The sequence below is a fragment of the Rhizobium sp. G187 genome, from assembly GCF_051549525.1.
Classification (GTDB): Bacteria; Pseudomonadota; Alphaproteobacteria; order Rhizobiales; family Rhizobiaceae; genus Allorhizobium.
Genome location: NZ_JBPUGM010000004.1, coordinates 23985 through 47264, shown reverse-complemented (window position 1 = coordinate 47264; position 23280 = coordinate 23985). Strand labels below are relative to the sequence as shown.

Genomic DNA, 23280 nt, shown 5'->3' with positions numbered 1-23280 from the left:
CGAGCGGCCATGACGATGCTGGAAGCGAAGCAACGCATTCGTGAGGCGGGTCCCTCGCTCCTGGCAGGTTTTGCCATTCTCTGCCTGGTAACCGGTGGCATCTTTCATCTTTCGGGCGAAACCGCTTCGGGCGGCTTGATCTGGTCTCTGGGGGCCGGGGCCGTGTTTGTCGTTCTGATCGTTGATATCGGTCGAGCGCTGCTTGGCGGCCGTTTTGGGGTCGACATCCTTGCGGCCTTGTCGATCGGTGTGGCAATCACGCTCGATGAAATCCTCGCTGCGGCGATTGTCGCCGTCATGTATGCCGGTGGCCAGTTGCTCGAAAGTCATGCCGAGGGGCGGGCGCGGCGCAGTATGGCGGCCTTGCTCGGACGGATCTCGCGGACGGCGATGCGCTACAGCAATGACCATCTCGAAACCGTTGCCATCGAGGCGCTGTGTCCACGCGACCGAATCCTGATGCGCCGGGGCGAAGTGGTTCCCGTCGACGGTCGCTTGCTGAGTGATGCTGCGGTCCTCGACCTGGCGGCGCTTACCGGCGAGGCGATGCCGCAACGCTTCGCGAAAGGACAGGACGTTCCCTCCGGTGCCACGGTTGTCGGCGATGCCTTCGACCTCCTGGTCTTGCGCGAATCGGCTGCCAGCACCTATGCGGGCATCGTCCGCCTGGTCGAGCAGGCGCAGACGAGCCGTGCGCCGATGGCGCGGCTGGCGGATCGTTACGCCGTCCTGTTCCTGATCGTCACGCTCGTTCTTGCCGGCGGTGCGTTTTGGTGGAGCGGCGACGCAACCCGGGCACTCGCCGTGCTGGTTGTTGCAACACCTTGCCCACTGATCCTGGCGGTTCCAGTCGCTGTAATCGCCGGCATGTCGCGGGCCGCTGCCCATGGCGTGCTGATCAAGACCGGTGCCGCTCTTGAGATGCTTGCCTCCGTCACGACAGTCGTTCTCGACAAGACCGGCACGGTCACGGCGGCCCGGCCAGAGGTCCAATCCGTCGCGGCCTGTCCGGGGTTTGAGCCGGATGCCGTTTTGAGGCTTGCAGCATCCCTTGATCAGGCCTCCAGCCACGTTGCGGCGGAAGCGTTGGTCCGGGCGGCACTGGGCCGAAAGCTAGAGCTCCTCTTGCCGCGCGACGTGGTCGAGTTTGCCGGCGAGGGACTTTCGGGCACGGTCGGGGAGCAGGTCGTCACCATCGGTGGGAGAGGGTTCGTCAAATCCAAACTTTTGCCGGGCGAGGACTTCTCAGTCGAAGGCATCGCGCCCGATACGGCCATGGTTGCGGTTGGCATTGACGGCCGGGCGGCCGGGCTCGTGCTTCTGTCCGATCCGCTTCGCGAAGACGCGCCGGCGATGATCGATGCCTTCCGCAAGGCTGGTATAAAGCGGATTCTCATGGCATCCGGCGACAAGGCGAGCGTGGCACAGCGGGCGGCGGCACAGCTCAATCTGGATGGGGTGGAAGGCGATCTGTCGCCGCAGGGCAAGGTGGCCCTGATCGCGCGCGAGCAGCATTCCGCCAAGGTCATGATGGTGGGCGACGGCGTCAATGACGCTCCTGCCCTCGCCACCGCTGATGTCGGGATTGCGGTAGCGGTGCGCGGCTCGGCAGCGTCGTCGGAAGCCGCCGATGTGGTGCTGCTGGCCGACAACCTTACCAAACTCTCTGTCGCCATAGGGGTTGCTTCGCGCGCACGCCGCATCGCCCGGCAGAGCGCTACCGCGGGGCTTGCCCTTTCTGCTGTCGCCATGGTGGCGGCCGCCGTTGGCTATCTTTCACCCGTTCAGGGCGCATTGCTGCAGGAAGTGATCGATGTTGCTGTGGTCGTCAATGCGCTACGGGCGCTGAAGGACGCGGCGTGAATTCTGGCCCGATCATCTTCAACCCCTTGGCTTGATGAGAGGTTTTCTCTGCGCTCTCGCCGCCGGGTGGCAAGGCCGCCAAAGAGTCTCAATGCACTGCCTTTAGGTGCCGGAACAAATACCCCGGCGGTCGGTTGTCCCTTTGTCATTCCGACAACCGAGGAGAAAACCCAAATGGCAACGAAGACACTGGAGGAGCTCTTTCACGAGACGCTCAAGGATATCTACTACGCTGAACGCAAGATCCTGAAAGCTCTGCCGAAGATGGCGCGTGGCGCACAGGACGAAAAGCTGAAGGCGGCTTTCCTGCAGCATCAGGAGGAGACGGAAGGTCAGATCGAACGCCTGCAACAGGTGTTTGAACTCATCGGCAAACGACCACGCGCCAAGACTTGCGCCGCTATTGAAGGCATTCTTGAGGAAGGCGAAGAGATCCTTGAAGAATTCAAGGGATCGCCTGCGCTCGACGCTGGTCTGCTGGCAGCAGCCCAGGCTGTCGAACACTACGAGATCAGCCGTTATGGCACGCTGCGAACCTGGGCTGAACAGCTCGGCTACAAGGATGCCGTGAAGCTGCTCGATGCGACGCTGGCAGAAGAATCGAAGACGGATGAGGCGCTGACCAAGCTGGCGCTCAAGGCCGTGAACGTGGCTGCGCAGAAGAAGGCGGCCTGACACACCAAGCCCGCCTATCGGGAGAGAGGGGTCGGCTTTGCCGGCCCCTTCTTTTACGTGGAGCCAAGTTCTTATGGGGCGAACACATTCGGGGGCATTTCGAGAAGCGTCATGAGGCGTTTCTCATCGGCGCGTAACAGGCCGGGGCCACCATTGTTATCCCGTATCGTTTGGAAGACCTTGTCCAGATCTGTTTGCCTGTCTGCCAGTTGCAGGATGCGCGGATGCACATAGCTGGATCGGCAAATGGCTGGTGTGTTGTGAAGCCTGTCCGACGCGATCTGGCACATGGCCTTGATGCTTGGGCGATCGCCAGTTTGTAATTGCCGCCAGGCCTCACCGAAAGCCGCGACACTGCCACCCCAGGTGCGGAAGGTCTTGGCCGACAGTTGGCCGCCGGAGACCTCGCACAGATAGGCGTTGAGCCGGCCGGAATCGATCCGGTGCAGTTCTCCTTCGTGGTCGCGCCAAGAAAAGAGATCGCGGCCAGGCAAGTCGGCGATCTCTTCGAGAATTTTCTGCAGCCGTGGATGGCGCAGTTTGCGTCTAACCCGCTTGCCGCCCTTTGCCACGAAACTGAGCCTCACCCCGTCCGGCTCGAAGGTCACATGGCGCTTCTGCAGCGTCGTTGCGCCATAGGTGTTGTTTTCCTGCGCATAGGTTCTGTTGCCGACTCGCATATGCGTCACGTCGAGCAGGCTGATCAGGGCTGAAAGGAGAAAGTGCGCTTCTTCCGTTCGATTCTCCAGGTCGCGGGCGACCCGTCTCCGAATTGCCGGCAAGGCCAGGCCAAAGCTGATGAGGTCGTCGAACTTCCGCTGGTTGCGCCAGGCGGCCCAATCGGCATGATAGCGATATTGCTTGCGACCCCGTGCGTCGAACCCGGTCGCCTGCAGATGGCTCTGGGGATCGAGGCTTATCCAGACGCGCTCATAAGCGGGAGGCAGCGCAAGCTTGCGAATGCGTGCGAGCACGGCCTCATCGACAATGCGCGTACCATCGGGGAGATGATGAGAAAATCCCTTGCCGCGTCGAATGCGGGCGATACCGGCAGCTGCATCAGTGCCATAGACGAGGCCGATCTCGACCAGTTCGCTGGCGTCGGAGCACTCCAGCGGATTCGACGCTCGTGAGTCCCTCTCAGCCAATGGGGTTCTCATTGCCGAACTCACCCAATTCGCGGCGCAGCTGCTGGCGTGCGCGGCTCAGGCGGCTTTTCACCGTCCCCACCGCACAGCCGCAGATCGCAGCGGCGTCCTCGTAGCGTTCACCGAGCATGACGATCAGCACCAGCATCTCGCGGTGATGGGCTGGCAGCCTGTCGAGCGCCCGCCGCACGTCATCCGTCTGCACGGTCCATTCCTGCACTGGTTCAGTTGTCAGGCTTTCGGATATGGCATCCGGAATGCCGATTGTCTCACGGCTCCTCTTCTTGAAGCGCGTGCAGAACGTATTGCGCATGATGGTGAACAACCAGGATTTCAAACGCGTGCCCGGCTCGAACTTGTCCAGATTTGCAAGGGCTTTGGTCAAGGTCTCCTGGACAAGATCGTCGGCTTCCTCCGGGCTGTGACAGAAGGTTCGGGCAAAAGCGCGCAGGGCCGGAATGAGTTCGACGACTTCGGACTGCGTGGCAAGCTCGGCTTTATGAGTAGACAAGTGCGCCATCCTCTCAATCAGCGGCCTTGAACATGGAAGCCGCCTGGAACGCCCATGAGCCGCAAACGCCGAGCGATCTCCATGGTTCCGCAAAATGACAAAGGTTAAAATATCGGAGCGGGGTCATTCATGCATTCCACAGGAACTGCAGCGTAGGCAGTCTTGGCCAGCAAGGCTCGATTGGCCGTCAGGTCGCATCGAGACAGGCTCTCGCCTTCTGCTCCTGTCCTTTGTCTGGCTCTTGTCACGCATGTCTTCGGTTACTCCTTCTCCCTCTGCCGCAACGTCTCGCTCCGCGTGTGGTTCCGCCGCAATTGCTCTTTTCGCGTGGGAACATCCGGGCCGTGGCGCGTGTTAGCGTTTCGCTTCCACCAGATGAAAAGGACCCTTCTTATGCCGCATCTCCAAAACACGGATGGCCAAGGCCACCTCCTGGTAGGGGAACACCTGTCGCCGGTCAGCTATCACGTGTCAGTCACGCGGTCGGATGAAGGCTACTCCGTTCGGGTTACGACCGAGGCACCGCGCGACTGGTTGATCAAGCAGGGTTTTCAAGGGACGGCGACGCTGGTGCTGTCAGGTGGCGGCAGGGTGCAGCTATCGCATGACGGACCGGTTGATGTCGGCCAGAGCCTGACCCTTGTCCTGGAGGGGGACCCGCTGGGTTTCGGCGATCAGCGTGCGCTCGCTGCGCATTTTCCCGAGGTGGATATCCAACAGATCGAAGGCACTTCTGATGAAGACACACACGATCACGTGACAATCAATCGGGTTGTCGATCCGCAGCAGCTCAACTGACGTATAGCCAAGGGGAAATAGCGTTATGTTCAGGAGGCCTTGAGCGGCCCTTCGCTGATCGGAGAATCGAATGACTGACGAACCCAAATACGGACGGCCCGGCCGCCGCGACCGGAGCGGCGGGATTGTTCGGGACAAGCTTGATGAATTGAGGGAGGCGGTTGAAAGAGAGCCGTACCCCGCGCGGCTCATGGAACAGGCGCAAGCCCTGCAAACCGCGCTTGATGCAAAACGCAAGGATCCTGCCCTCCGTTAGCACATGGGGTGTGCGTGGGAGCCTTCGGTTTCCATGGGCTTGATCGCGCAAAAGGCCAAGCGACCGCGAATGCGTCAGGTGAAGCTTCCGTCAGCGGGATCGTAGCGCTTTCCATTTGCCAAGAGGGCAAGCTCAACAAGGTCATCCTCATTGGTCACACCACTTGTCACCAGATAGTTTACCAGTGCCGCAGCATTGGCCTTCTGGCCCTGAGCCATGGACAAGGGTGCGTCTTCGCTCAATCTGGAGACGGCACGCTCTACGAGATGACTATTCGTCGCGCCGGGATTCTTGAATGCCATGGCATTTCCTCCCGTTACAGGACGACATCGTTGCCGGAGCAAGGAGGCCGTGTGGACTATGATGGAGTTGATAGGCTTTTGTTCCCTGATGCAACCCCAGATTCGCGAGGGTGCTTTCTATGCTCGTGTTATGACGAGAACGTGTAGGGAGCCGGCATCCATCGAGCGCTGAAGAGGGGTGCGGAATGTTTGAATTGTTTCGATGGTGATTCCGACGCGATTCGAACGCGTGACCCTCAGATTAGGAATCTGATGCTCTATCCTGCTGAGCTACGGAACCACTGCTTTCTCCATACAAAAGCGGAGCGGGCAAGCCAAGCACTTTCCTTGGCGTGCCCATGCGAATGGTTTCAAGGCGCGAGGCGCTGTTCGGCGAGCCTCACCCAGTAGGAGATGCCGGTCGCGATGATCTCGTCGTTGAAGTCATAGGCCGGATTGTGCAGGCCAGCGCTGTCACCATTGCCAACCAGGATATAAGCGCCAGGGCGTGACTGCAGCATGAAGGAGAAATCCTCGCCCGCCATGCTGGGATCGACCTCCGTATCGACATTGTCAGGGCCCACGACATCCATTGCCGCACGCGCTGCATGTTCCGTCTCGCGGGGATGGTTGACCGTTACGGGGCAGGCTCGGTCATAGACGAACGTTGCTTCTGCACCGTTAGCTGTCGCAATGCCCGTTGCAATTTCGCCGATGCGGCGTTCGGCAAGACTGCGCACTTCCTCGTCGAGGGAGCGCACGGTGCCAGACAGGGTGGCTTCCTCCGGGATGATGTTATGCGTTGTTCCGGCATGGAACTGCGTCACCGAGACCACCACCGAGCGAACCGGATTGGCGTTGCGCGAGGCAATTGTCTGCAGATTGCTGACGATCTGCGCGCCGATGACGATCGGATCGAAGGTGTTGTGCGGTTCTGCCGCATGGCCGCCGCGGCCATGCAACGTGATCTGGAACTTGTCGGGAGCGGCCATGATGCCGCCCTTGCGAATGGCAAAATGTCCGGCCTTCATGCCCGGCATGTTGTGCATGCCATAGACTTCCTCAATCGCGCAGCGTTCCATCAGGCCGTCGCGGACCATGGCGAGCGCGCCGGCGCCGCCTTCCTCTGCCGGCTGGAAAATCACGGCGACGCGTCCAGTAAAATTGCGGGTTTCGCTCAAGTGCTTCGCCGCACCGAGCAACATGGCGGTATGGCCATCATGGCCGCAGGCATGCATCCGGCCTGATGTCTTCGAGGCCCAGGGCTTGCCGGTGATCTCTTCGAGCGGCAAGGCGTCCATGTCGGCCCTGAGGCCAATCGTGCGGCCTGGAGCCTTGCCGTTGATGATGCCGACGACGCCGGTGCGTCCCAGCCCGGTGATGATTTCGTCCACGCCGAATTCCTTCAGCTTTTCCTCGACGAAGGCTGCGGTGTTTTCGACATCGTATAGGAGTTCGGGGTGGGCGTGCAGGTGGCGGCGCCACTCGGTCGCCTCGGCCTGGAGTTCGCAGGCGCGGTTCAGAACTGGCATTGTATCGGGTCCCGGTCGGTCATTGCGGATCACAGAATTGTCGGCGGCAATTCGATGCCTTTCAATTGACGTAATCGAACGGCTTTGCCATTGCTTCGTTATTAGGGCATTGCCGCGCCGATTGCGAGACACCAGCCAGACAAAGGACAGAGGTCGTGTTCACGAAGCCTTCCCGCATGTTTTCTGCAACCCGAGCCTTCGGCCGCATCATGGTCGTCGCATCGATGGCTGCCGTCGCCATGCCAAGCCTGGCGGCTGCCAATCCGATGATGGTCGTCGATGTCCAGTCCGGTCGCGTCATCGCGCATCAGGAAGCCTTCCGGAAATGGTATCCTGCATCGCTGACCAAGCTGATGACGGCCTATACGACTTTCCGGGCGATGCGCGCCGGCCAGCTCTCCCCCGACAGCGTCGTTGTCATGAGCAAGCACGCCGCCGACCAGCCGGCCAGCAAGATGTATTTCAAGCCGGGATCGAAGCTCACGCTCGACAGCGCCTTGAAGCTCCTCATCGTCAAGTCGGCCAATGACGTGGCCGTCGCGATCGGTGAAACCGTCAGCGGCAGCGAGGCGGCTTTCGTTCAGCGCATGAATGCGGAAGCGGCACGGCTCGGCATGACCTCCAGCCGGTTCGTCAATCCGAACGGCCTGCCGGGCAAGGGGCAGTATACAACCGCTCGTGACCTTGCGATCCTGGCCACCTCAATCCGCCGCGAGTTTCCAGAATATGCAGGCTACTTCGCCCTTGAGGGGGTGACGACCGGCAAGAAGGATTATCCGAACTTCAATCTTCTCGTTGGGCGGTTCGATGGCGCCGATGGCATGAAGACCGGCTATATCTGCGCCTCCGGCTTCAATCAGGTGTCCTCGGCCAGCCGCAACGGCCGCACCGTGATTTCGGTCGTGCTCGGCGCCGACAGCCTTGGAGGTCGCGCCGATCTTTCCGCCGATCTGCTGCAGCAGGGTCTGACTGCAACCAAAGCGGGCGCCACCTTGGCAAGCCTGAAGCCGTATGGCGAAGGGATCGATCAGGTCACCGACATCAGTGCCCAGATCTGCAATCCGCAGGCCCGGCAGGTGCGGAGCGAAGGTCGTGACGAAGCCGGCCGCATGAAGCTGCTGTCGCCCTATATCCATGAAATGGGTCGTGCTCCCGTGATGAGCTTTGCCGGCCTCATTCCCGGTGGAGACCCTGTGGATGCCGTCAAGGGGGCCATCGGTGAAATCGCCAATGTGCCGATCCCCAGACCCCGTCCCACCTTCTGAGATCCGTCATGACCTTACCCCGCATTCCTGTTTCGATCCTCACCGGCTTCCTCGGAGCCGGCAAGTCGACGCTGCTGAACCGCCTGCTCAAGGATCCGGCAATGCGGGATGCAGCGGTCATCATCAACGAATTTGGCGAGGTCGGGATCGATCACTTGCTGGTCGAAACCTCGAACGATGCCGTCGTCGAACTCTCCGATGGCTGCCTGTGCTGCACGGTGCGCGGCGAACTGGTCGACACGCTGGCTGAACTTGTGGACGGCATGCAGACCGGCCGTATCAAGCCATTGTCCCGTGTCGTGATCGAAACCACCGGACTTGCCGATCCAGCACCCGTCATGCAGTCGGTCATGGGGCACCCGGCAATCGCCCAGTCCTTCGATCTCGATGGCGTCGTGACGGTGGTCGATGCCGTCAACGTGCTCGCGACGCTGGACGCCCATGCCGAGGCCTATCGGCAGGTGGCCGTCGCCGATCGCCTGATCCTGACCAAGAAGACGCTCGCATCTGCCGAGGAGATTGCCCGGGTCGAGCGTCGGCTGCGCGAGATCAATCCGCGTGCGCCGATCACCGATGCTGACCTCGACGCGGCTGGCCGTGCGGAAATCCTGGTCAACGGGCTCTACGACCCCGCAACCAAGATCGCTGATGTTGATCGCTGGCTGCGCGACGAGGTCGCTCACGATCACCATCACCATCACCATGACGACCATGACCATGATCATGAACATGGGCACGGGCACGGGCATGCGCACCACGGCCATCATCACCACCACGACGTGAACCGGCATGGCGCATCGATCCGCTCCTATTCGATCGTGCATGACACGCCGATCGACCCTATGGCGATCAACATGTTCGTCGACCTGCTGCGCTCGACGCATGGGGAGAAGCTGCTCAGGATGAAGGCGATCGTGGCGCTGACCGACCGGCCGGAAAAGCCGCTCGTGCTGCATGGCGTGCAGTCGATCTTCCATCCACCCGCCCGCCTGCCGGCCTGGCCGGAGGGTTCGGACCGCAAGACGCGACTGGTCCTCATCACCAAGGATCTGTCGGAAACCTATGTCCGGGAGTTGTTCGACGCCTTTACGGGCAAGATTTCCATCGACCGGCCGGATCGTCAGGCAATGACCGACAATCCGCTGGCCGTGCCGGGCTTCAAGTTCTGAAGAGAGTGCAGCCCTGGCTCATCCGCCCTTGCGAATGAGGAAACGGTGGCCACCCTCGTGCTTCTCCTGCGAGAGGAGCGCGTGCCCGTCTTCCTGGCAGAAATGCGGGATGTCGATGCCGGCCAGTGGATCGCTGGTCTCGATGGCCAGTTCGGCACCCACCGGCATGTCGGCGAGCCGTCTTCGGGTTTTCAGGACGGGGAGGGGGCATTTCAGCCCCTTCAGGTCATAGACCGTTCCGTCGGTCATTCCGATGACCAGAGCTTCCACAAGGGCTTCTTCTTGGCCGGTTCTGCAGCTGCCGCCGTAACGGGTGGAACGAGCGGGTTGGGCTGCGGGATCGGAATTCCGGCCGCCGGCTGACCTTCAGCAGCTGTCTGCGGCGCAGCCGTCGTCGTTGCCTGGGCGGTTGATGCTGCGGCCGTCGTCGCGGTCGCGGTCGTCGCCGCGGGCTGGTTGCTTTGCGCTGCCGCCATCTGGTTGACGGCGGCCGTGCCGGTGATCGGCGTCTGGTTCGCGACCTCAGCTTCTTCCGCCCGCATGAAACGGCCGGCCTTCAGCGCAGAGCCTGTCGGGGCAAATGCAAGGTCATGGGCGCGCGACTTCCGGAGATCGGCCACAAGGGCTTTGCGTTCGGCTTCCGTCGGATCGTACCAGATCTTGCCGTCGTACTTCTTCAACGCCTTGGCATAGGCTGCGTCATAAGCGGCATTGTAGCCGCTAAGGGCCGCCGTCAGGGCGGGAGGCGTGGTCGTAGCCGGGCAGGCGCCCTGCGGATTGAAACTCGCCCCATCGGCTGTCAGCTGGTTGAACACGTAGTTCTTGTTGCAGACATTGACCTCGGGCGGGCGCTTGGTCACTTCGAAGTGATCATAACCCACCTTCAGCGTCTTCCAGAAATCATAGTGCTGGCTGTGGCGATGACGTGCCATGTTCTCGGCCGTCATGCGGAATGGAAACGCCTGCAGCTGGATTGCCTGCTGGCCTCCCTTGAAGGCGTCGCGGGCAAAGGCATAGATTTCGAGGATCTGCGCGTCGGTCATCGAGTAGCAACCCGAGGACGAGCAGGCGCCATGGATCATCAGATTGGTGCCATTGCGGCCATTGGCGCGGTCGAACTGGTTCGGGAAGCCCGTATTGATGGCGAGGAAATACTTCGAATTCGGGTTCAGATGGTAGGGCGTCAGGGGATAGAAGCCCTCGGGCGCCTGTCGGTCGCCTTCCTTGATCTTGGGGCCAAGCCGACCGGACCAGGCGCAGATATCGTATTCCACGACCTTGTCGAAGCGGTTGTTGGTCTTGGCCTTCCAGACTTCCAGAATGCCTTCTTCCTTGAAGATGCGCAGCATGATCGGGGCATTGCGATCCATGCCCTTCTTCTGGATTTCAGCCACAAGGCGGGCCGGCAGCGGCTGCTCCACCTTGTTGGCAACCTTCGGGGACTCGTAGACAGCGCTTTCCAGCGTGTCATTGCAGCCTGCAAGGGCGGCAGCAAAAATCAGAACCAGGGCCGTCGATTTCAAGCGCATTCGCGAACGCTCTTTCCGGTAACGTGAACAGGTGGCTCGAAGAGAGCCGATCCCCGTCAGTCTAAGACCGCTTTCTTCACAAATTATAAACCAACGGCTGTCGCGCGGGCCAAACGTCTTATGCCGTCATTTCACCGAAAGATAAAGTGACGGCACAAGTCGGCGGATCACAAGTCCCGGCCGATGGCGAGGAATTTCTCGCGTCGTGCCGTGCGCAGCTTGTCGCCCGGCAGGGGTGTCAGCTCGGCGAGTGCGGAGGCGATCACCTTGCCGGTCGCGTCGATCACCTGTTCGGGCGCACGATGGGCGCCGCCAACCGGCTCGGGAATGATGGCATCAATAATGCCAAGACCCTTCAGATCTTCCGCCGTGATCTTCATGTTGGTCGCCGCTTCCTTGGCGCGCGTCGAGTCACGCCAGAGGATGGAGGCTGCACCTTCCGGGGAGATGACCGAATAGATCGCATGCTCCAGCATGTAGACGCGGTTGCCTGTGGCAATTGCGATCGCACCGCCAGAGCCGCCTTCGCCGATGACGACCGAGACCATCGGCACTTTGAGCCCGAGGCACATTTCGGTCGAGCGGGCGATGGCTTCCGCCTGGCCACGTTCTTCCGCGCCGACGCCCGGATAGGCGCCAGCCGTGTCGATCAGCGTAATCACCGGCAGGCCAAAACGATCCGCCATTTCCATGACGCGGATCGCCTTGCGATAGCCTTCGGGACGCGGGCTGCCGAAATTGTGCTTGATGCGCGACTTGGTGTCGTTGCCCTTTTCCTGGCCAATGACGGCGACCGGCATGCCGTTGAAGCGGGCGAGACCGGCCTGGATGGCGGCGTCCTCGGCAAACTTGCGGTCACCAGCCAGCGGGGTGAAATCGGTGAACAGCCGTGCGGCATAGTCGACGAAGTGCGGACGCTGCGGATGGCGCGCGACCTGGGTCTTCTGCCAGGCGTTCAGCCTGGAATAGATCTCCACCGTCGCCTCATCGACCCGGCTTTCCAGCCGCGTGATCTCTTCCGAGGTGTCGATGCTCTGATCCTCTTCGGCCAGCTTCTTCAGTTCCCGGATCTTGGCTTCCAGGTCGGAGATTGGCTTTTCGAAGTCGAGATAGTTGTGCATGAACTCAGTTCCGATCGGTTGATCCTTGGTCTTCCCGGCTGTCGGGAACCGGCTTTGCCGGTCCTAATCAAGGTTTTTGGCCTGTTTTGCAAGAGGGTGATGCGTTTGGACCAGTTGCTGGAGGCGCTCGTCCAGAACATGCGTGTAGATTTGCGTGGTGGAAATGTCGCTGTGCCCGAGCAGTTCCTGTACGGCGCGCAGGTCTGCGCCATTGCCCAGTAGATGGCTGGCAAAGGCATGGCGCAGCACATGCGGCGAAACCGCCGAGGCCGGAAGGCCGGCACGGATGGCGAGATCCTTCAGTTCGCGCGCAAACACCTGGCGGGCGACATGGCCCTCCTTGCTCTTGGCTGGAAACAGAAACGGGCTGTCCGCCTGGGCGGGGTCAGCGGCGCGTGCGGCGCCCCACCGGGCCAGCGCCTCGATTGCCGTGCGTGACAGGGGGACCAGGCGCTCTTTGTTGCCCTTGCCGCGAACGACGAGGAAGCGCCCTTCCTGGCTCAGAACCTTCACCGGCAGGGCGACCAATTCGCTTACCCGCATCCCGGTTGCGTAGAGGAGTTCGACCATCGCCAGTCGCCGGATGCGCACAGGCTGGTCATCGCCTTCCTGCTGGGTCTCGGCCTCGCAAAGCGAGAGCATTGCGTCGACATCTTCGACGGAGAGAACCTTGGGCAGCGATCGCGCCTTCTTCGGTGCGTCAAGGATCGACGTGGGATCGTCGGTTCTCAGGCCTTCGGCGTAGAGAAACTTGTAGAATTGCCGCATGGCGGAAAGGCGTCTCGCCTGTGAGGTCGGCATGAAACCACGATGCGAGAGATCCTTGAGGTAGGCCGTCAAATCCTCGCGGCTCGCCTGTCCCACTGTCTGGCCCCGGCCGGAGAGGAAGGAGGCGAGATCGTCAAGATCGCGTTCGTACGAGACAAGCGTGTTTGCGGCTGCTCCGCGCTCGGCGCTGAGCATTTCGAGAAAGGCTTCGACGCGGGCATGGCTCAGGTCGGACACGGGTCTCTTCGAGCCTCATTCCACCGGGTTCACACGTTCGGACGGTATGCGGACCGTGACGTCGCGTTCCCTCGGCTCGACAAAGGTCGCGATAGACCACATCGCCGCATAGACGAGCCCGACCAGCGTGGCGCATATGAACAGGAAGCGTATCAGGGTTGGCATCGGCGATCCTTAGGCCTTGGGTCTTCCTACATGGGGAGGCGCTGGGTCAAGATGCAAGGGGTGCAGTTCTCTGCTTGATTTGTGGCTATGGCTTGACGCTCGCTCCCTATTTGTCAATACCGTGAAGAAACAGTTTCGAACAGGCCGATGACCGATACGATCCTCAACCTTGCTCCCAGTCTGGGTGAGCGCGCCCGAGCGGCGCTCGGACGTCGCAATCTCGTCCTCGTCGGATTGATGGGGGCGGGCAAGTCTGCGATTGGGCGCCTCGTGGCCCAGCAAATGGCGTTGCCCTTCATCGACACGGACGCAGAGATCGAGCGCGTGTCACGCATGTCGATCAGCGAACTCTTCGCAGCCTATGGCGAAGAGGAATTCCGCGCGCTTGAGACGCGGGTCATCAAGCGTCTCCTGCGCACGGGGCCGCGTGTCGTGTCCACTGGCGGCGGGGCCTTCATCAACGAGCGCACGCGGGCGCAGGTCGAGCGCGGTGGTGTGTCGGTGTGGCTGAAGGCCGATCTCGACGTGTTGTGGGAGCGGGTCAACAAGCGCGATCATAGACCGCTTTTGAAGACTGAGAACCCCAAGCAGACCCTGAAGGATCTGATGGATCGGCGCTATCCGATCTATGAACTGGCGGATATTACCGTGCAATCGCGCGACGTGCGCAAGGACGTGATTGCCGAGGAAGTGCTTTCGGCAATCCTCAACCGAAGCGGCAAGGACAAGAACCAATGAGCAAGGAAGAGACGACGGAACGCCTGGTGCATGTGGCGCTGGGCGAGCGCGCTTATGACATCCTGATCGGGCCCGGCCTGATGCGTCGCGCCGGTGGCGAGATCTCCACCCGGATCAAGGGACGCCGGGCAGCGATCGTCACCGACGAGAATGTCGCGCCGCTCTATCTCGATGCGCTGATGGACAGCCTCCAGACCGATGGTATCGAGGCCGTCTCAGTGGCGCTGCCTGCGGGTGAAAAGACCAAGAGCTTCGACTACCTGACCAAGGTCTGCGACGTACTGCTCGAGGCGCGCATCGAGCGCAATGATACGGTCATCGCGCTCGGTGGCGGTGTCATCGGTGATCTCACCGGTTTTGCCGCCGGCATCGTGCGGCGTGGCGTACGCTTCGTCCAGATCCCGACCTCGCTCCTGTCTCAGGTCGACAGTTCCGTCGGTGGCAAAACCGGCATCAATGCCCGTCAGGGCAAGAACCTCGTCGGCATCTTCAATCAGCCCGATCTTGTGCTGGCCGATACTGACGTGCTCGACACACTTTCGGAGCGCGAGTTCCGTGCCGGCTATGCGGAAGTGGCGAAATACGGCCTGATCGACAAACCCGACTTCTTCGAATGGCTGGAGAAAAACTGGCGTGACGTCTTTGCCGGCGGTGCGGCCCGCATCGAGGCGATCGCGGTCTCCTGCCAGGCCAAGGCCGATGTCGTCGTTGCCGATGAACGTGAGAATGGCCGTCGTGCGCTTCTCAACCTCGGTCACACCTTTGGCCATGCGCTGGAAGCCGCCACGCAATACGACAGCAGCCGCCTTGTGCATGGCGAGGGCGTTTCGATCGGCATGGTGCTGGCGCATCGTTTCTCGGCCCGGATGAACCTGGCGAGCCCGGATTTGGCCGATCGTGTCGAGGCCCATTTGTCCGAGGTCGGCCTGCCGACACGCATGGAGCAGATCCCGGGTGAACTGCCTCCCACTGAGGTTCTGATGGATGCGATCGCTCAGGACAAGAAGGTCAAGGGTGGTCAGCTCACCTTCATTCTCACCCATGGCCTCGGCCAATCCTTCGTGGCCGATGACGTGCCGGCATCCGAAGTCCTGCGCTTCCTTGATGAGCAGAGGTCCGCATGAATCCAGGTGTCGGCGTGATGACCCGGTTTGCCAATGCCCTGGTGCGTTCGCTCCTCAGGCTGACCGGCACGCGGCTTACGGCCGAGACGCTGGCGTTCAGCAGCCAGGAGCAGCTGTCGGCAGCGCTCGGGGCCTCTGCGCGAGACAGTCATCCGTCGGATAGGGTTTACAAGGACCGACTTTCGAACCTTTTCGATCTGGAAGAGCTTGAAGTCTCCGACGTGCTGATTCACCGCACGGCAATGCGCGCCGTGAATGCCGATGATCCGCCCGAAGTCGTGGTCCGCACGATCCTCGAGAGCCCCTATACCCGTATGCCGGTCTGGCGTGGGGCCACCGACAATATCATCGGTGTGGTTCACGCAAGGGATCTGATCCGGGCGCTGGCTGAACCCGAAGTCGAGCCCGTCCACATCGATATCGTCAAGATTGCCCACAAGCCCTGGTTCGTGCCCGACACCACCAACCTGAAGGACCAGCTCAACGCCTTTCTGCGTCGGCGGTCGCATTTTGCCGTTGTCGTCGACGAATATGGCGAAGTGCAGGGTGTGGTGACGCTGGAGGATATTCTTGAGGAAATCGTCGGTGATATTTCCGACGAGCACGATCTCGAAATCCAGGGTGTGCGTCAGGACAGCGACGGCTCGATCGTGGTCGATGGCGGCGTGCCGATCCGCGATCTCAACCGCGCCCTGGACTGGCAGTTGCCCGATGAGGAAGCGACGACCATTGCCGGTCTCGTCATTCACGAATCGAAGACCATTCCCGAAGAGCGTCAGGCCTTCACCTTCTACGGCAAGCGTTTCATCGTGCTGAGGCGGGAAAAGAACCGGATCACCAGGCTGCGCATCCGCCCGATCGAACAGCAGAGCTGACGGCGGCTTGGCTGCCGTCATTCGTTGTTAGCTTACCAGCGGGTAGGTTCGCCAGGGGCCGCAGGTTCAATGGCCAGCGCGTGCAGGCCGGCATCGAGCTCCGGCTTCAGCAGGTCGGTCACGGCGCGGTGGCGCGCAAGGCGACTCATGCCGGCAAACGTGTCTGCAACGATCCGGACGCGCATATGGGTCTCGCCGGTGCCGGTGATGTCAGGCTGATGGCCCGCATGCTGATGGCTCTCGTCGATCACGATCAGTCGTTCCGGCTGGAAGGCGTCCTTCAGCGTCGCTTCGATGCGGTTTCTGACCGACATGTGGCCTCCTGGGCGGTGCTTCGCAAAAAGCCCCACAAAGCGCGCAACATTCCGGTTTGTCAATTCTTGTCGGGGCTGTCTCGTCGCCCCATAATTAGCGCATGAAACTCGACTCGAAATATTTTGATGGCATCCGCACCAAGCGAAAGCGCACGGCGGAACCGGAGCCATCCAATCCGACATGTCAATGGGACGGCTGTGAGCGACCAGGCGCGCATCGCGCCCCCGTGGGCAGGCATGCCGAAGGCCAGTTCTTCCTGTTCTGCTTCGAGCATGTGAAGGATTACAACAAGGGCTATAACTACTTTTCCGGCCTGTCGGACACCGAGATCGCCCGCTACCAGAAGGAAGCGATCACCGGTCATCGTCCGACCTGGACGGTGGGCGTCAACAAGGCGGCGAAGTCCAGCCCGCTGCACTCGACAGCGCGATCCGGCTCGGCCGCGTCCCAGGCGCGGATGAAGGATCCCTTCGGCTTCGTCGAGCAGGGCCGTGCCGGCGCCTCGCGCTACAAGGCGGCCGACCGGAAACTGAAGACGCTGGAAGCAAAAGCGCTCGATACGCTGGGGTTGACCGTGAGTTCCAATGCCACGGACATTAAGACGCGCTACAAGGAGCTTGTAAAAAAACACCATCCGGATGCAAATGGCGGAGACAGGGCCTCCGAAGAGCGTTTTCGCGCTGTTATCGAAGCCTACAAATTGTTAAAGCAGGCCGGTTTCTGTTAATCCGAACACACTGCAGCGACGCATGCGGCCGGACGGTATCGCCTGGCGGGGAGACACGATGAGCAAAATTGATCTAGATATTACCAACCTGCCCGATACCACCGTTTCGGTTCGTGAGGTCTTCGGCATCGACTCGGATATCCGGGTGCCGGCCTATTCCAAGGGCGATGCCTATGTGCCCGACCTCGATCCCGACTATCTTTTTGACCGCGAGACGACCCTCGCCATCCTCGCCGGTTTCGCCCATAACCGCCGCGTCATGGTGTCCGGCTTCCACGGCACGGGTAAGTCGACGCATATCGAACAGGTTGCGGCCCGGCTGAACTGGCCCTGCGTGCGCGTTAACCTCGACAGCCATGTCAGCCGTATCGATCTCGTCGGCAAGGACGCCATCGTCCTCAAGGACGGCAAGCAGATCACCGAATTCAAGGACGGCATTCTGCCCTGGGCCTACCAGCACAATGTCGCGCTCGTCTTCGACGAATACGATGCGGGCCGTCCGGACGTCATGTTCGTCATCCAGCGCGTTCTGGAAAGCGCCGGCCGCCTGACCCTGCTCGATCAGAGCCGCGTCATTCGTCCGCACCCCGCCTTCCGCATTTTCGCGACTGCCAACACGGTTGGTCTCGGCGATACGACGGGCCTCTATCACGGCACGCAGCAGATCAACCAGGCGCAGATGGACCGCTGGTCGATCGTGACGACGCTCAACTACCTGCCGCATGACAAGGAAGTCGACATCGTCTGCGCCAAGGTCAAGAGCTTTGGTGCAACGGCCGAAGGTCGTGACACGGTGTCCCGCATGGTTCGCCTGGCTGACCTGACGCGTGCAGCCTTCGTCAACGGCGACCTGTCGACCGTGATGAGCCCGCGTACCGTCATCACCTGGGCCGAAAATGCCGAAATCTTCGGCGATGTCGCCTTTGCCTTCCGCGTTACCTTCCTCAACAAGTGTGACGAGCTGGAGCGGACGCTGGTGGCCGAACAGTATCAGCGTGCGTTCGGTATCGAGCTCAAGGAAAGTGCCGCCAATATCGTACTCGGCGCATAAGGACTGATGGCATGGCAGGGCGGGGCGACAATTCGAAGGCCAAGGCCAACGGCGTGATCGATACGGAGCCCTTGCGCCGTGCGATCACCGGCTGCGTGCGCTCGATTGCGGGCGATCCGCAGGTGGAGGTCGCCTTCGCTAACGAGCGTCCGGGGCTTGCCGGCGAACGTGTCCGCCTGCCTGAAATCTCGAAGCGCCCGACCGCGCATGAACTCGCCGTGACCCGCGGTCTCGGCGATTCCATGGCGCTTCGGATCGCCTGCCATGACCAGAAGGTCCATGCAGCGCTTGCGCCGCAAGGGGCAGACGCCCGCGCGATCTTCGATGCGGTCGAGCAGGCGCGTGTGGAATCGCTCGGCTCGCTGCGCATGCCGGGGGTTGCCTCCAACATCCAGTCGATGAACACCGAGAAATACGCGAAAGCGAATTTCTCGACGATCAGCCGCCAGGAAGATGCGCCGCTGGGTGAAGCGGTTGCCATGCTGGTGCGTGAGAAGCTGACTGGCCAGAAAGCGCCGGAAACCGCCGGCAAGGTGCTCGACCTCTGGCGGCCCTTCATCGAGGGCAAGGCCGGTGCCGATCTTGAGAACCTGTCGACCGTAATCGAAGACCAGCAGGCCTTCTCGCGTGTCATCCGCCACATGCTCTCTGCCATGGATATGGCCGAAGACATGGGCGACGACGAGCAGGAGGGCGAGGAGGACGACCAGTCCACCGACGAAGAACAGCCGCGCAGCGGCGAGCAGGATCAGGAAAACTCCGAGGACGAGGCAGGCCAGGATTCGGCCCCCGCGGAGGAGAGCGAAGCATCGCAGGAACAGCTCGACGACGGCGAGATGGATGGTGCCGAGATCTCCGAAGAAGAGATGTCGGACGAGGGCGACGACGAAAGCGAGACGCCCGGCGAGATGCGCCGTCCGGCCACGCCCTTCGACGATTTCAACGAGAAGGTCGACTACAAGATCTTCACCCAGGATTTCGACGAGGAAATTACCGCCGAAGAACTCTGCGACGAAGCCGAGCTCGACCGGCTGCGTGCCTTCCTCGACAAGCAGCTCGCCCATCTTCAGGGCGCCGTTGGCCGCCTTGCCAACCGGTTGCAGCGCCGCCTGATGGCGCAGCAGAACCGGTCCTGGGACTTCGACCTTGAAGAGGGCTATCTCGATCCGGCGCGGCTGACGCGTCTGGTGATCGATCCGATGCAGCCGCTCTCCTTCAAGAAGGAGAAGGACACCAAGTTCCGCGACACGGTCGTCACGCTGGTCATCGACAATTCCGGCTCGATGCGCGGTCGCCCGATTACGGTTGCCGCCTCCTGCGCCGACATCCTTGCCCGCACGCTCGAACGCTGCGGCGTCAAGGTCGAGATCCTCGGCTTCACCACTAAGGCGTGGAAGGGTGGCCAGAGCCGCGAAATGTGGTTGGCTGGCGGCAAGGCCCCCCTGCCGGGCCGCCTGAACGATCTGCGCCATATCGTCTACAAGTCGGCGGATGCACCCTGGCGCCGGTCGCGCCGCAATCTCGGCCTGATGATGCGCGAAGGCCTGCTCAAGGAAAACATCGACGGCGAAGCGCTGATGTGGGCGCATAACCGCCTGATTGGTCGGCGTGAGCAGCGCAAGATCCTGATGATGATCTCGGACGGTGCGCCGGTCGACGATTCGACGTTGTCGGTCAATCCGGGCAACTATCTGGAGCGGCACCTGCGCGCTGTCATCGAGCAGATCGAGACGAAGTCGCCGGTCGAACTTCTCGCCATCGGTATCGGCCATGATGTCACCCGCTATTATCGCCGCGCCGTGACCATTGTTGACGCCGACGAACTGGCGGGCGCAATGACCGAACAGCTCGCATCGCTGTTCGAGGATCAGGCATCGAGTGGTCGGGCACGCCGGCGTGCCTGAGCGGGCAGCGTCCGGACGCCGGGCGTCGATCGCGCTTTGTCTGTCGCTGTCTGCATCCGTCTTCCTTGCAGGCTGCAATCCGGCCAAGATCCCGGCTGGAGAAGTGCTTCCCATTGCGGTCGAAACCCAGGTCATTGACGCTTTGGGTGGCGCGCCAGTCTTCGCAGATGGCCTGAGTTTCATCGGCGGCCTCGAATTGTCTTCGCCGGAGCCGCTTTTCGGTGCCTTCTCCTCGATCCGCTTTCTCGATGAGGATCGCTTTCTCGGCGTCTTCGACACGGGTTACTGGATCACGGGCCGGATCGTCCGCAATGGCGATCAGCACCTGTCAGGCGTGACTGAGGTCTCGCTGGCGCCGCTTCTTGACCCCGATGGTGCGGAGAGTGGCAGTAAGTTCCAAGTGGATGCGGAGAGCCTCGCCATCGAAGGCGGTAGCCGCGCCCATGTCGGCTTTGAACAGCGCCACCGCGTTATCACCTATCAGCCAATTTCCGATCTCGGCCAGGCCCTGCCATCCGCGCCCCTGCCGCTTCCTTTCGACGCCCGCCGTCTGCGTGGCAATGGCGGCATCGAGGCTCTGATCGTGGCACCTCCAGCTGGGCCTCTGGCAGGCGCGCTGGTGGCGATCTCGGAGAAGACTGTGGATGAGGAGGGCAACCTCATCGCGGGCATTCTCGGTGGCCCTCTGGCCGGTGAGTTTCGTGTCCGGCCGCGTGACGGCTTCGAGGTGACCGATGGCGCCTTCTTGGCCGATGGCGACCTGCTGCTGCTGGAGCGCCGGTTCTCGATCGCATCGGGTGTTGCCATGCGGCTCAGACGCATCGAGGGCGATACGCTTCGCCCTCAGGCCGTCGTCGATGGCGACATCCTCTTCGAGGCCGACAACCGGTCGCAGATCGACAATATGGAAGGCATGGACGTGCTCCGCGCGGCCGATGGCTCTATGCGCCTGATCGTCGTGTCCGACGACAACCACTCCATCCTCCAGCGGACGCTGATGCTCGAGTTCAAGCTCGATCGCTGATGTCGTGCGGATAAACCGCCAATGCAAAAAAGGCAGCGCGGTTTCCCGTGCTGCCCTTTTTGGGTGAAGGCAAGTGCTTCAGACGGCGCGTTCTGCCGCGGGCATAGGGCGCACCACGGTCATCAGCGCGCCATAGGGCACGAGCATGACAATGCCGATCAGCATCTTCACGCTAAAGTCGGCCACCGCCCAGGAGATCCAGCGCGGCGCTTCCATGGCCAGCACACCGAAGAGCGGTGCCGTGCCGATGGCGAAGTCGTCATTGGCGCCGAGAAAACCGAAGAGCGGCGCAAAGGACATCGAGAAGAAGATCACCGTGTCGAGCGCCGAGCCAATGAGCGAACCCATCAGTGGCGCCTTCCACCAGCTTTCGCGGCGCAGCTTGTTGAACACCGAAATGTCCAGCAGTTGGCCAACGAGGAAGGCCGAGCCGGAGGCCGCCGCAATGCGCGGGGAGGCGAGCAGGATCGACAGGAGAACGCCGGCGATAAAGCCGACAAACACCACGCGACGTGCGAGTTTGGGGCCAAACTGGCGGTTGGTCAGGTCGGTGATCAGGAAGGCGATCGGATAGGTGAAAGCGCCGAAGGTCAGGAGGTCGGCGAGATTGATGCCTGCGAGCGTGATGTGGAGCGGATACTGCACAAGAAAGTTGGAGGCGACCACGACGGTCGTCATCAGCAGGCTGTAGATCAGAAGAGAGCGCATGATAGGCATTTTTTTATCCTGGGTGATGCCACCAGTTGGAGGGACGATACTGTGAAGCGGACGGGACTGTCAGGCATTTTCGCCTGGTCCTGACAAACGAAAGGGCTTGACCGGGTGACCGGTCAAGCCGCAAACGTTCAGCGCTGATGCCGGCTTATTAAGCGGCTTCTGCGGTCTTCTTGGCAATCTGGCGACGCAGCAGGCGAGCGCGCATGCTGAGTTCGGTTTCAGATGCCTTGAGCAGGAATGCATCGAGGCCACCGCGATGCTCGACCGAGCGCAGGGCTGCAGCCGAAACGCGCAGACGGAAACGCTGGTTCAGAGCATCCGAGATCAGCGTGACGTCGCAAAGGTTCGGGAGGAACCGACGCTTGGTCTTGTTGTTCGCGTGGCTCACATTGTTGCCCGACTGGACGCCCTTGCCGGTCAATTCGCAACTGCGGGACATGGTACACCTATTGTTTTTCTAGGCTATCGCATCGCCACCGGGCAAATGCCGGTGAGGCAATCCAACAGCGGCTGATTGGAAAGTTGCGGTTCTATAGTCAGTGGGAACCGGCGCGTCAAGCCAAAGCTTGGATTTTCCGGCCGTCGCGGCCGCGTTCGGTTATTTTCTTGCCACAGTCCATGCAGAGGATGCAAGCCGATGACACCGACACGCGTGTCCTTGCCAACCGTGCCGGGAGAAACGCCATGAAGATTTCTACAGCCGTCATACGTCTCGCTCTCGGTCTTGCGCTTTTCGGCGTTTCACCACCCATGGGCCTTGCGGCCGACGCCCGCTACGAGAGTGCCTACAGCGTTACACTCGGGATCCTGCCGATTGCCCAGCTGACCTTTCGCACGACAGTCGACGGCGACCGCTATCGCATCGACGGCCGCTTCCGTGCGACCGGGCTTGCCGAAGTGGTGCGCGAGGTTTCGGCCGAAAGCCGGATCACCGGACGGCTGGTCGGGGCAGGTCTGTCGCCCGAACGCTATACGCTGGATTATCGCAGCGGGCGCAAGAAGAGCCTCTACGATGTCAGCTTTGCCAATGGCAATGTCGTCGATGTGAAGGTCGAACCCAAGCCCCGGCCGCGATCGGCCAGATGGGTGCCAGTGACTGCAGCCGATCTGAAGTCGGTGATGGACCCCATCGGCGCGCTCCTCATTCCCGGCAATGTCGATGTTTGCAGTCAACGGCTGCCTGTTTTCGATGGGGAAAGCCGGATGGACCTGGTGCTGGGGCCGAAGCGAACCGAAACGTTCTCGGCCGGCAAGGTGAAGGGGGAGGCGATCGTCTGCTCCGTACGCTATGAGCCGCGATCCGGCTATCGCAAGGGACGCAAGGATATCGAATACCTGAAGTCGGTCGAGGGGATGGAGATCTGGTTTGCCAAGACGGCGACGCTGAAGCTATATGCTCCAGTCTATGCGAAAATCCCGACACGCTACGGCACGGTGCATGTTTCGGCAGACACGTTCGACGGCTGATTTTTCGCGGGCGCCAGACC

Annotated in this window: 25 protein-coding genes, 1 tRNA gene and 1 pseudogene; 14 read left to right on the top strand and 13 right to left on the bottom strand. The window is 61.4% G+C overall.

Features of this window, described 5'->3' with window-relative positions:
• Positions 1-9: 9 nt before the first annotated feature.
• On the top strand, positions 10-1863 hold the full coding sequence (locus tag ACSV9I_RS12830) for a heavy metal translocating P-type ATPase (protein WP_438329183.1): 1854 nt from the start codon (positions 10-12) through the stop codon (positions 1861-1863).
• A gap of 174 nt (positions 1864-2037) precedes the next feature.
• Entirely contained in the window at positions 2038-2538 is a 501-nt protein-coding gene (locus ACSV9I_RS12825; RefSeq protein ID WP_054157853.1) for a YciE/YciF ferroxidase family protein, read from the top strand.
• A 71-nt stretch (positions 2539-2609) separates the two neighbouring features.
• On the opposite strand, the gene ACSV9I_RS12820 is transcribed toward ACSV9I_RS12825, so the two are convergent.
• Positions 2610-3686, bottom strand: a complete 1077-nt coding sequence (locus ACSV9I_RS12820; RefSeq protein ID WP_438329182.1) for a DNA topoisomerase IB — start codon at positions 3684-3686, stop codon at positions 2610-2612.
• Positions 3679-4206, bottom strand: a complete 528-nt coding sequence (locus ACSV9I_RS12815) for a sigma-70 family RNA polymerase sigma factor (protein ID WP_438329181.1) — start codon at positions 4204-4206, stop codon at positions 3679-3681. Before ACSV9I_RS12815 ends, ACSV9I_RS12820 begins: the two co-directional genes overlap by 8 nt.
• A gap of 384 nt (positions 4207-4590) precedes the next feature.
• On the opposite strand from ACSV9I_RS12815, the gene ACSV9I_RS12810 reads away from it, so the two are divergent.
• Positions 4591-4995 (top strand): hypothetical protein, encoded by a 405-nt coding sequence (locus tag ACSV9I_RS12810; protein ID WP_438329180.1) that lies wholly within the window; start codon positions 4591-4593, stop codon positions 4993-4995.
• A 70-nt stretch (positions 4996-5065) separates the two neighbouring features.
• On the top strand, positions 5066-5251 hold the full coding sequence (locus ACSV9I_RS12805) for a hypothetical protein (protein ID WP_054157851.1): 186 nt from the start codon (positions 5066-5068) through the stop codon (positions 5249-5251).
• A 74-nt stretch (positions 5252-5325) separates the two neighbouring features.
• Here the strand turns inward: ACSV9I_RS12805 and ACSV9I_RS12800 are convergent, their stop codons facing one another.
• The 3 genes from ACSV9I_RS12800 to ACSV9I_RS12790 form a co-directional block, all read right to left on the bottom strand.
• A complete protein-coding gene (locus ACSV9I_RS12800) occupies positions 5326-5553 on the bottom strand; it encodes a hypothetical protein (RefSeq protein WP_438329179.1) in 228 nt (75 codons plus the stop codon).
• A 203-nt stretch (positions 5554-5756) separates the two neighbouring features.
• Positions 5757-5833 (bottom strand) — tRNA-Arg (locus ACSV9I_RS12795).
• 70 nt (positions 5834-5903) lie between these two features.
• Complete coding sequence (locus ACSV9I_RS12790) at positions 5904-7064, bottom strand: M20 aminoacylase family protein (RefSeq protein WP_438329178.1); 1161 nt, start codon at positions 7062-7064, stop codon at positions 5904-5906.
• Between the two features lie 155 nt (positions 7065-7219).
• Between ACSV9I_RS12790 and ACSV9I_RS12785 the strand changes: the two genes are divergently transcribed.
• Positions 7220-8329, top strand: coding sequence for a D-alanyl-D-alanine carboxypeptidase family protein (locus ACSV9I_RS12785; RefSeq protein WP_438329177.1), 1110 nt, complete (start codon positions 7220-7222; stop codon positions 8327-8329).
• Between the two features lie 8 nt (positions 8330-8337).
• Complete coding sequence (locus ACSV9I_RS12780; protein WP_438329176.1) at positions 8338-9498, top strand: CobW family GTP-binding protein; 1161 nt, start codon at positions 8338-8340, stop codon at positions 9496-9498.
• Positions 9499-9516: 18 nt separating this feature from the next.
• Here ACSV9I_RS12780 and ACSV9I_RS12775 read toward each other — a convergent pair whose 3' ends face one another.
• From ACSV9I_RS12775 to ACSV9I_RS12755, 5 genes are all read right to left on the bottom strand, one after another.
• Complete coding sequence (locus tag ACSV9I_RS12775; RefSeq protein ID WP_438329175.1) at positions 9517-9747, bottom strand: sulfurtransferase TusA family protein; 231 nt, start codon at positions 9745-9747, stop codon at positions 9517-9519.
• Positions 9744-11027 carry a L,D-transpeptidase family protein gene (locus ACSV9I_RS12770; RefSeq protein ID WP_438329174.1) on the bottom strand — a complete coding sequence of 428 codons (1284 nt, stop codon included), beginning with the start codon at positions 11025-11027 and terminating at the stop codon, positions 9744-9746. The genes ACSV9I_RS12775 and ACSV9I_RS12770 overlap by 4 nt, the downstream gene beginning before the upstream one ends.
• A gap of 167 nt (positions 11028-11194) precedes the next feature.
• The gene (locus ACSV9I_RS12765; RefSeq protein WP_054157845.1) at positions 11195-12148 is read right to left on the bottom strand and encodes an acetyl-CoA carboxylase carboxyltransferase subunit alpha; all 954 of its coding nucleotides are present in this window, start codon (positions 12146-12148) and stop codon (positions 11195-11197) included.
• A gap of 63 nt (positions 12149-12211) precedes the next feature.
• Complete coding sequence (xerD, locus tag ACSV9I_RS12760; protein ID WP_438329173.1) at positions 12212-13153, bottom strand: site-specific tyrosine recombinase XerD; 942 nt, start codon at positions 13151-13153, stop codon at positions 12212-12214.
• 15 nt (positions 13154-13168) lie between these two features.
• A complete protein-coding gene (locus ACSV9I_RS12755; protein WP_438329172.1) occupies positions 13169-13318 on the bottom strand; it encodes a hypothetical protein in 150 nt (49 codons plus the stop codon).
• Between the two features lie 147 nt (positions 13319-13465).
• Between ACSV9I_RS12755 and ACSV9I_RS12750 the strand changes: the two genes are divergently transcribed.
• The 3 genes and pseudogenes from ACSV9I_RS12750 to ACSV9I_RS12740 all read left to right on the top strand — a co-directional run.
• The gene (locus ACSV9I_RS12750; protein ID WP_054157844.1) at positions 13466-14056 is read left to right on the top strand and encodes a shikimate kinase; all 591 of its coding nucleotides are present in this window, start codon (positions 13466-13468) and stop codon (positions 14054-14056) included.
• On the top strand, positions 14053-15180 hold the full coding sequence (gene aroB, locus ACSV9I_RS12745; protein ID WP_438329171.1) for a 3-dehydroquinate synthase: 1128 nt from the start codon (positions 14053-14055) through the stop codon (positions 15178-15180). The genes ACSV9I_RS12750 and aroB overlap by 4 nt, the downstream gene beginning before the upstream one ends.
• Before the next feature lie 170 nt (positions 15181-15350).
• Positions 15351-16055 (top strand): annotated as a pseudogene (locus ACSV9I_RS12740) (transporter associated domain-containing protein); the annotation flags it as partial.
• Between the two features lie 32 nt (positions 16056-16087).
• On the opposite strand, the gene ACSV9I_RS12735 reads toward ACSV9I_RS12740, so the two are convergent.
• Positions 16088-16369 carry a BolA family protein gene (locus tag ACSV9I_RS12735; RefSeq protein WP_438329170.1) on the bottom strand — a complete coding sequence of 94 codons (282 nt, stop codon included), beginning with the start codon at positions 16367-16369 and terminating at the stop codon, positions 16088-16090.
• 101 nt (positions 16370-16470) lie between these two features.
• On the opposite strand from ACSV9I_RS12735, the gene ACSV9I_RS12730 reads away from it, so the two are divergent.
• From ACSV9I_RS12730 to ACSV9I_RS12715, 4 genes are read left to right on the top strand one after another with little or no spacing between them, the layout of a single operon-like run.
• Positions 16471-17097: a J domain-containing protein gene (locus ACSV9I_RS12730; protein ID WP_054157840.1), complete on the top strand. Its 627-nt coding sequence runs from the start codon at positions 16471-16473 to the stop codon at positions 17095-17097.
• Between the two features lie 58 nt (positions 17098-17155).
• Positions 17156-18148 (top strand): cobaltochelatase subunit CobS, encoded by a 993-nt coding sequence (gene cobS / locus ACSV9I_RS12725; RefSeq protein WP_054157839.1) that lies wholly within the window; start codon positions 17156-17158, stop codon positions 18146-18148.
• Positions 18149-18159: 11 nt separating this feature from the next.
• Positions 18160-20052: a cobaltochelatase subunit CobT gene (gene cobT, locus ACSV9I_RS12720; protein WP_438329169.1), complete on the top strand. Its 1893-nt coding sequence runs from the start codon at positions 18160-18162 to the stop codon at positions 20050-20052.
• Positions 20027-21076, top strand: coding sequence for an esterase-like activity of phytase family protein (locus ACSV9I_RS12715; protein ID WP_438329168.1), 1050 nt, complete (start codon positions 20027-20029; stop codon positions 21074-21076). The genes cobT and ACSV9I_RS12715 overlap by 26 nt, the downstream gene beginning before the upstream one ends.
• Before the next feature lie 78 nt (positions 21077-21154).
• On the opposite strand, the gene ACSV9I_RS12710 is transcribed toward ACSV9I_RS12715, so the two are convergent.
• Both ACSV9I_RS12710 and rpmB read right to left on the bottom strand, forming a co-directional pair.
• A complete protein-coding gene (locus ACSV9I_RS12710) occupies positions 21155-21793 on the bottom strand; it encodes a VUT family protein (RefSeq protein WP_438329167.1) in 639 nt (212 codons plus the stop codon).
• A gap of 148 nt (positions 21794-21941) precedes the next feature.
• Entirely contained in the window at positions 21942-22232 is a 291-nt protein-coding gene (gene rpmB, locus ACSV9I_RS12705) for a 50S ribosomal protein L28 (RefSeq protein WP_054157836.1), read from the bottom strand.
• Between the two features lie 245 nt (positions 22233-22477).
• Here rpmB and ACSV9I_RS12700 point away from each other — a divergent pair, with 245 nt between their 5' ends.
• A complete protein-coding gene (locus ACSV9I_RS12700) occupies positions 22478-23260 on the top strand; it encodes a DUF3108 domain-containing protein (RefSeq protein WP_438329166.1) in 783 nt (260 codons plus the stop codon).
• The last annotated feature ends 20 nt before the right edge of the window (positions 23261-23280 follow it).

What these genes read in the sequence shown, in the direction of transcription:
- ACSV9I_RS12830 (WP_438329183.1), top strand. Translation starts at nt 10, where the DNA reads ATGACGATGCTGGAAGCGAAGCAACGCATTCGTGAGGCGGGTCCCTCG.
- ACSV9I_RS12825 (WP_054157853.1), top strand. Translation starts at nt 2,038, where the DNA reads ATGGCAACGAAGACACTGGAGGAGCTCTTTCACGAGACGCTCAAGGAT.
- ACSV9I_RS12815 (WP_438329181.1), bottom strand. Translation starts at nt 4,206, where the DNA reads ATGGCGCACTTGTCTACTCATAAAGCCGAGCTTGCCACGCAGTCCGAA.
- ACSV9I_RS12810 (WP_438329180.1), top strand. Translation starts at nt 4,591, where the DNA reads ATGCCGCATCTCCAAAACACGGATGGCCAAGGCCACCTCCTGGTAGGG.
- ACSV9I_RS12805 (WP_054157851.1), top strand. Translation starts at nt 5,066, where the DNA reads ATGACTGACGAACCCAAATACGGACGGCCCGGCCGCCGCGACCGGAGC.
- ACSV9I_RS12800 (WP_438329179.1), bottom strand. Translation starts at nt 5,553, where the DNA reads ATGGCATTCAAGAATCCCGGCGCGACGAATAGTCATCTCGTAGAGCGT.
- ACSV9I_RS12790 (WP_438329178.1), bottom strand. Translation starts at nt 7,064, where the DNA reads ATGCCAGTTCTGAACCGCGCCTGCGAACTCCAGGCCGAGGCGACCGAG.
- ACSV9I_RS12780 (WP_438329176.1), top strand. Translation starts at nt 8,338, where the DNA reads ATGACCTTACCCCGCATTCCTGTTTCGATCCTCACCGGCTTCCTCGGA.
- ACSV9I_RS12775 (WP_438329175.1), bottom strand. Translation starts at nt 9,747, where the DNA reads ATGACCGACGGAACGGTCTATGACCTGAAGGGGCTGAAATGCCCCCTC.
- ACSV9I_RS12770 (WP_438329174.1), bottom strand. Translation starts at nt 11,027, where the DNA reads ATGCGCTTGAAATCGACGGCCCTGGTTCTGATTTTTGCTGCCGCCCTT.
- ACSV9I_RS12765 (WP_054157845.1), bottom strand. Translation starts at nt 12,148, where the DNA reads ATGCACAACTATCTCGACTTCGAAAAGCCAATCTCCGACCTGGAAGCC.
- ACSV9I_RS12755 (WP_438329172.1), bottom strand. Translation starts at nt 13,318, where the DNA reads ATGCCAACCCTGATACGCTTCCTGTTCATATGCGCCACGCTGGTCGGG.
- ACSV9I_RS12750 (WP_054157844.1), top strand. Translation starts at nt 13,466, where the DNA reads ATGACCGATACGATCCTCAACCTTGCTCCCAGTCTGGGTGAGCGCGCC.
- aroB (WP_438329171.1), top strand. Translation starts at nt 14,053, where the DNA reads ATGAGCAAGGAAGAGACGACGGAACGCCTGGTGCATGTGGCGCTGGGC.
- ACSV9I_RS12735 (WP_438329170.1), bottom strand. Translation starts at nt 16,369, where the DNA reads ATGTCGGTCAGAAACCGCATCGAAGCGACGCTGAAGGACGCCTTCCAG.
- ACSV9I_RS12730 (WP_054157840.1), top strand. Translation starts at nt 16,471, where the DNA reads ATGAAACTCGACTCGAAATATTTTGATGGCATCCGCACCAAGCGAAAG.
- cobS (WP_054157839.1), top strand. Translation starts at nt 17,156, where the DNA reads ATGAGCAAAATTGATCTAGATATTACCAACCTGCCCGATACCACCGTT.
- cobT (WP_438329169.1), top strand. Translation starts at nt 18,160, where the DNA reads ATGGCAGGGCGGGGCGACAATTCGAAGGCCAAGGCCAACGGCGTGATC.
- ACSV9I_RS12710 (WP_438329167.1), bottom strand. Translation starts at nt 21,793, where the DNA reads ATGCCTATCATGCGCTCTCTTCTGATCTACAGCCTGCTGATGACGACC.
- rpmB (WP_054157836.1), bottom strand. Translation starts at nt 22,232, where the DNA reads ATGTCCCGCAGTTGCGAATTGACCGGCAAGGGCGTCCAGTCGGGCAAC.
- ACSV9I_RS12700 (WP_438329166.1), top strand. Translation starts at nt 22,478, where the DNA reads ATGAAGATTTCTACAGCCGTCATACGTCTCGCTCTCGGTCTTGCGCTT.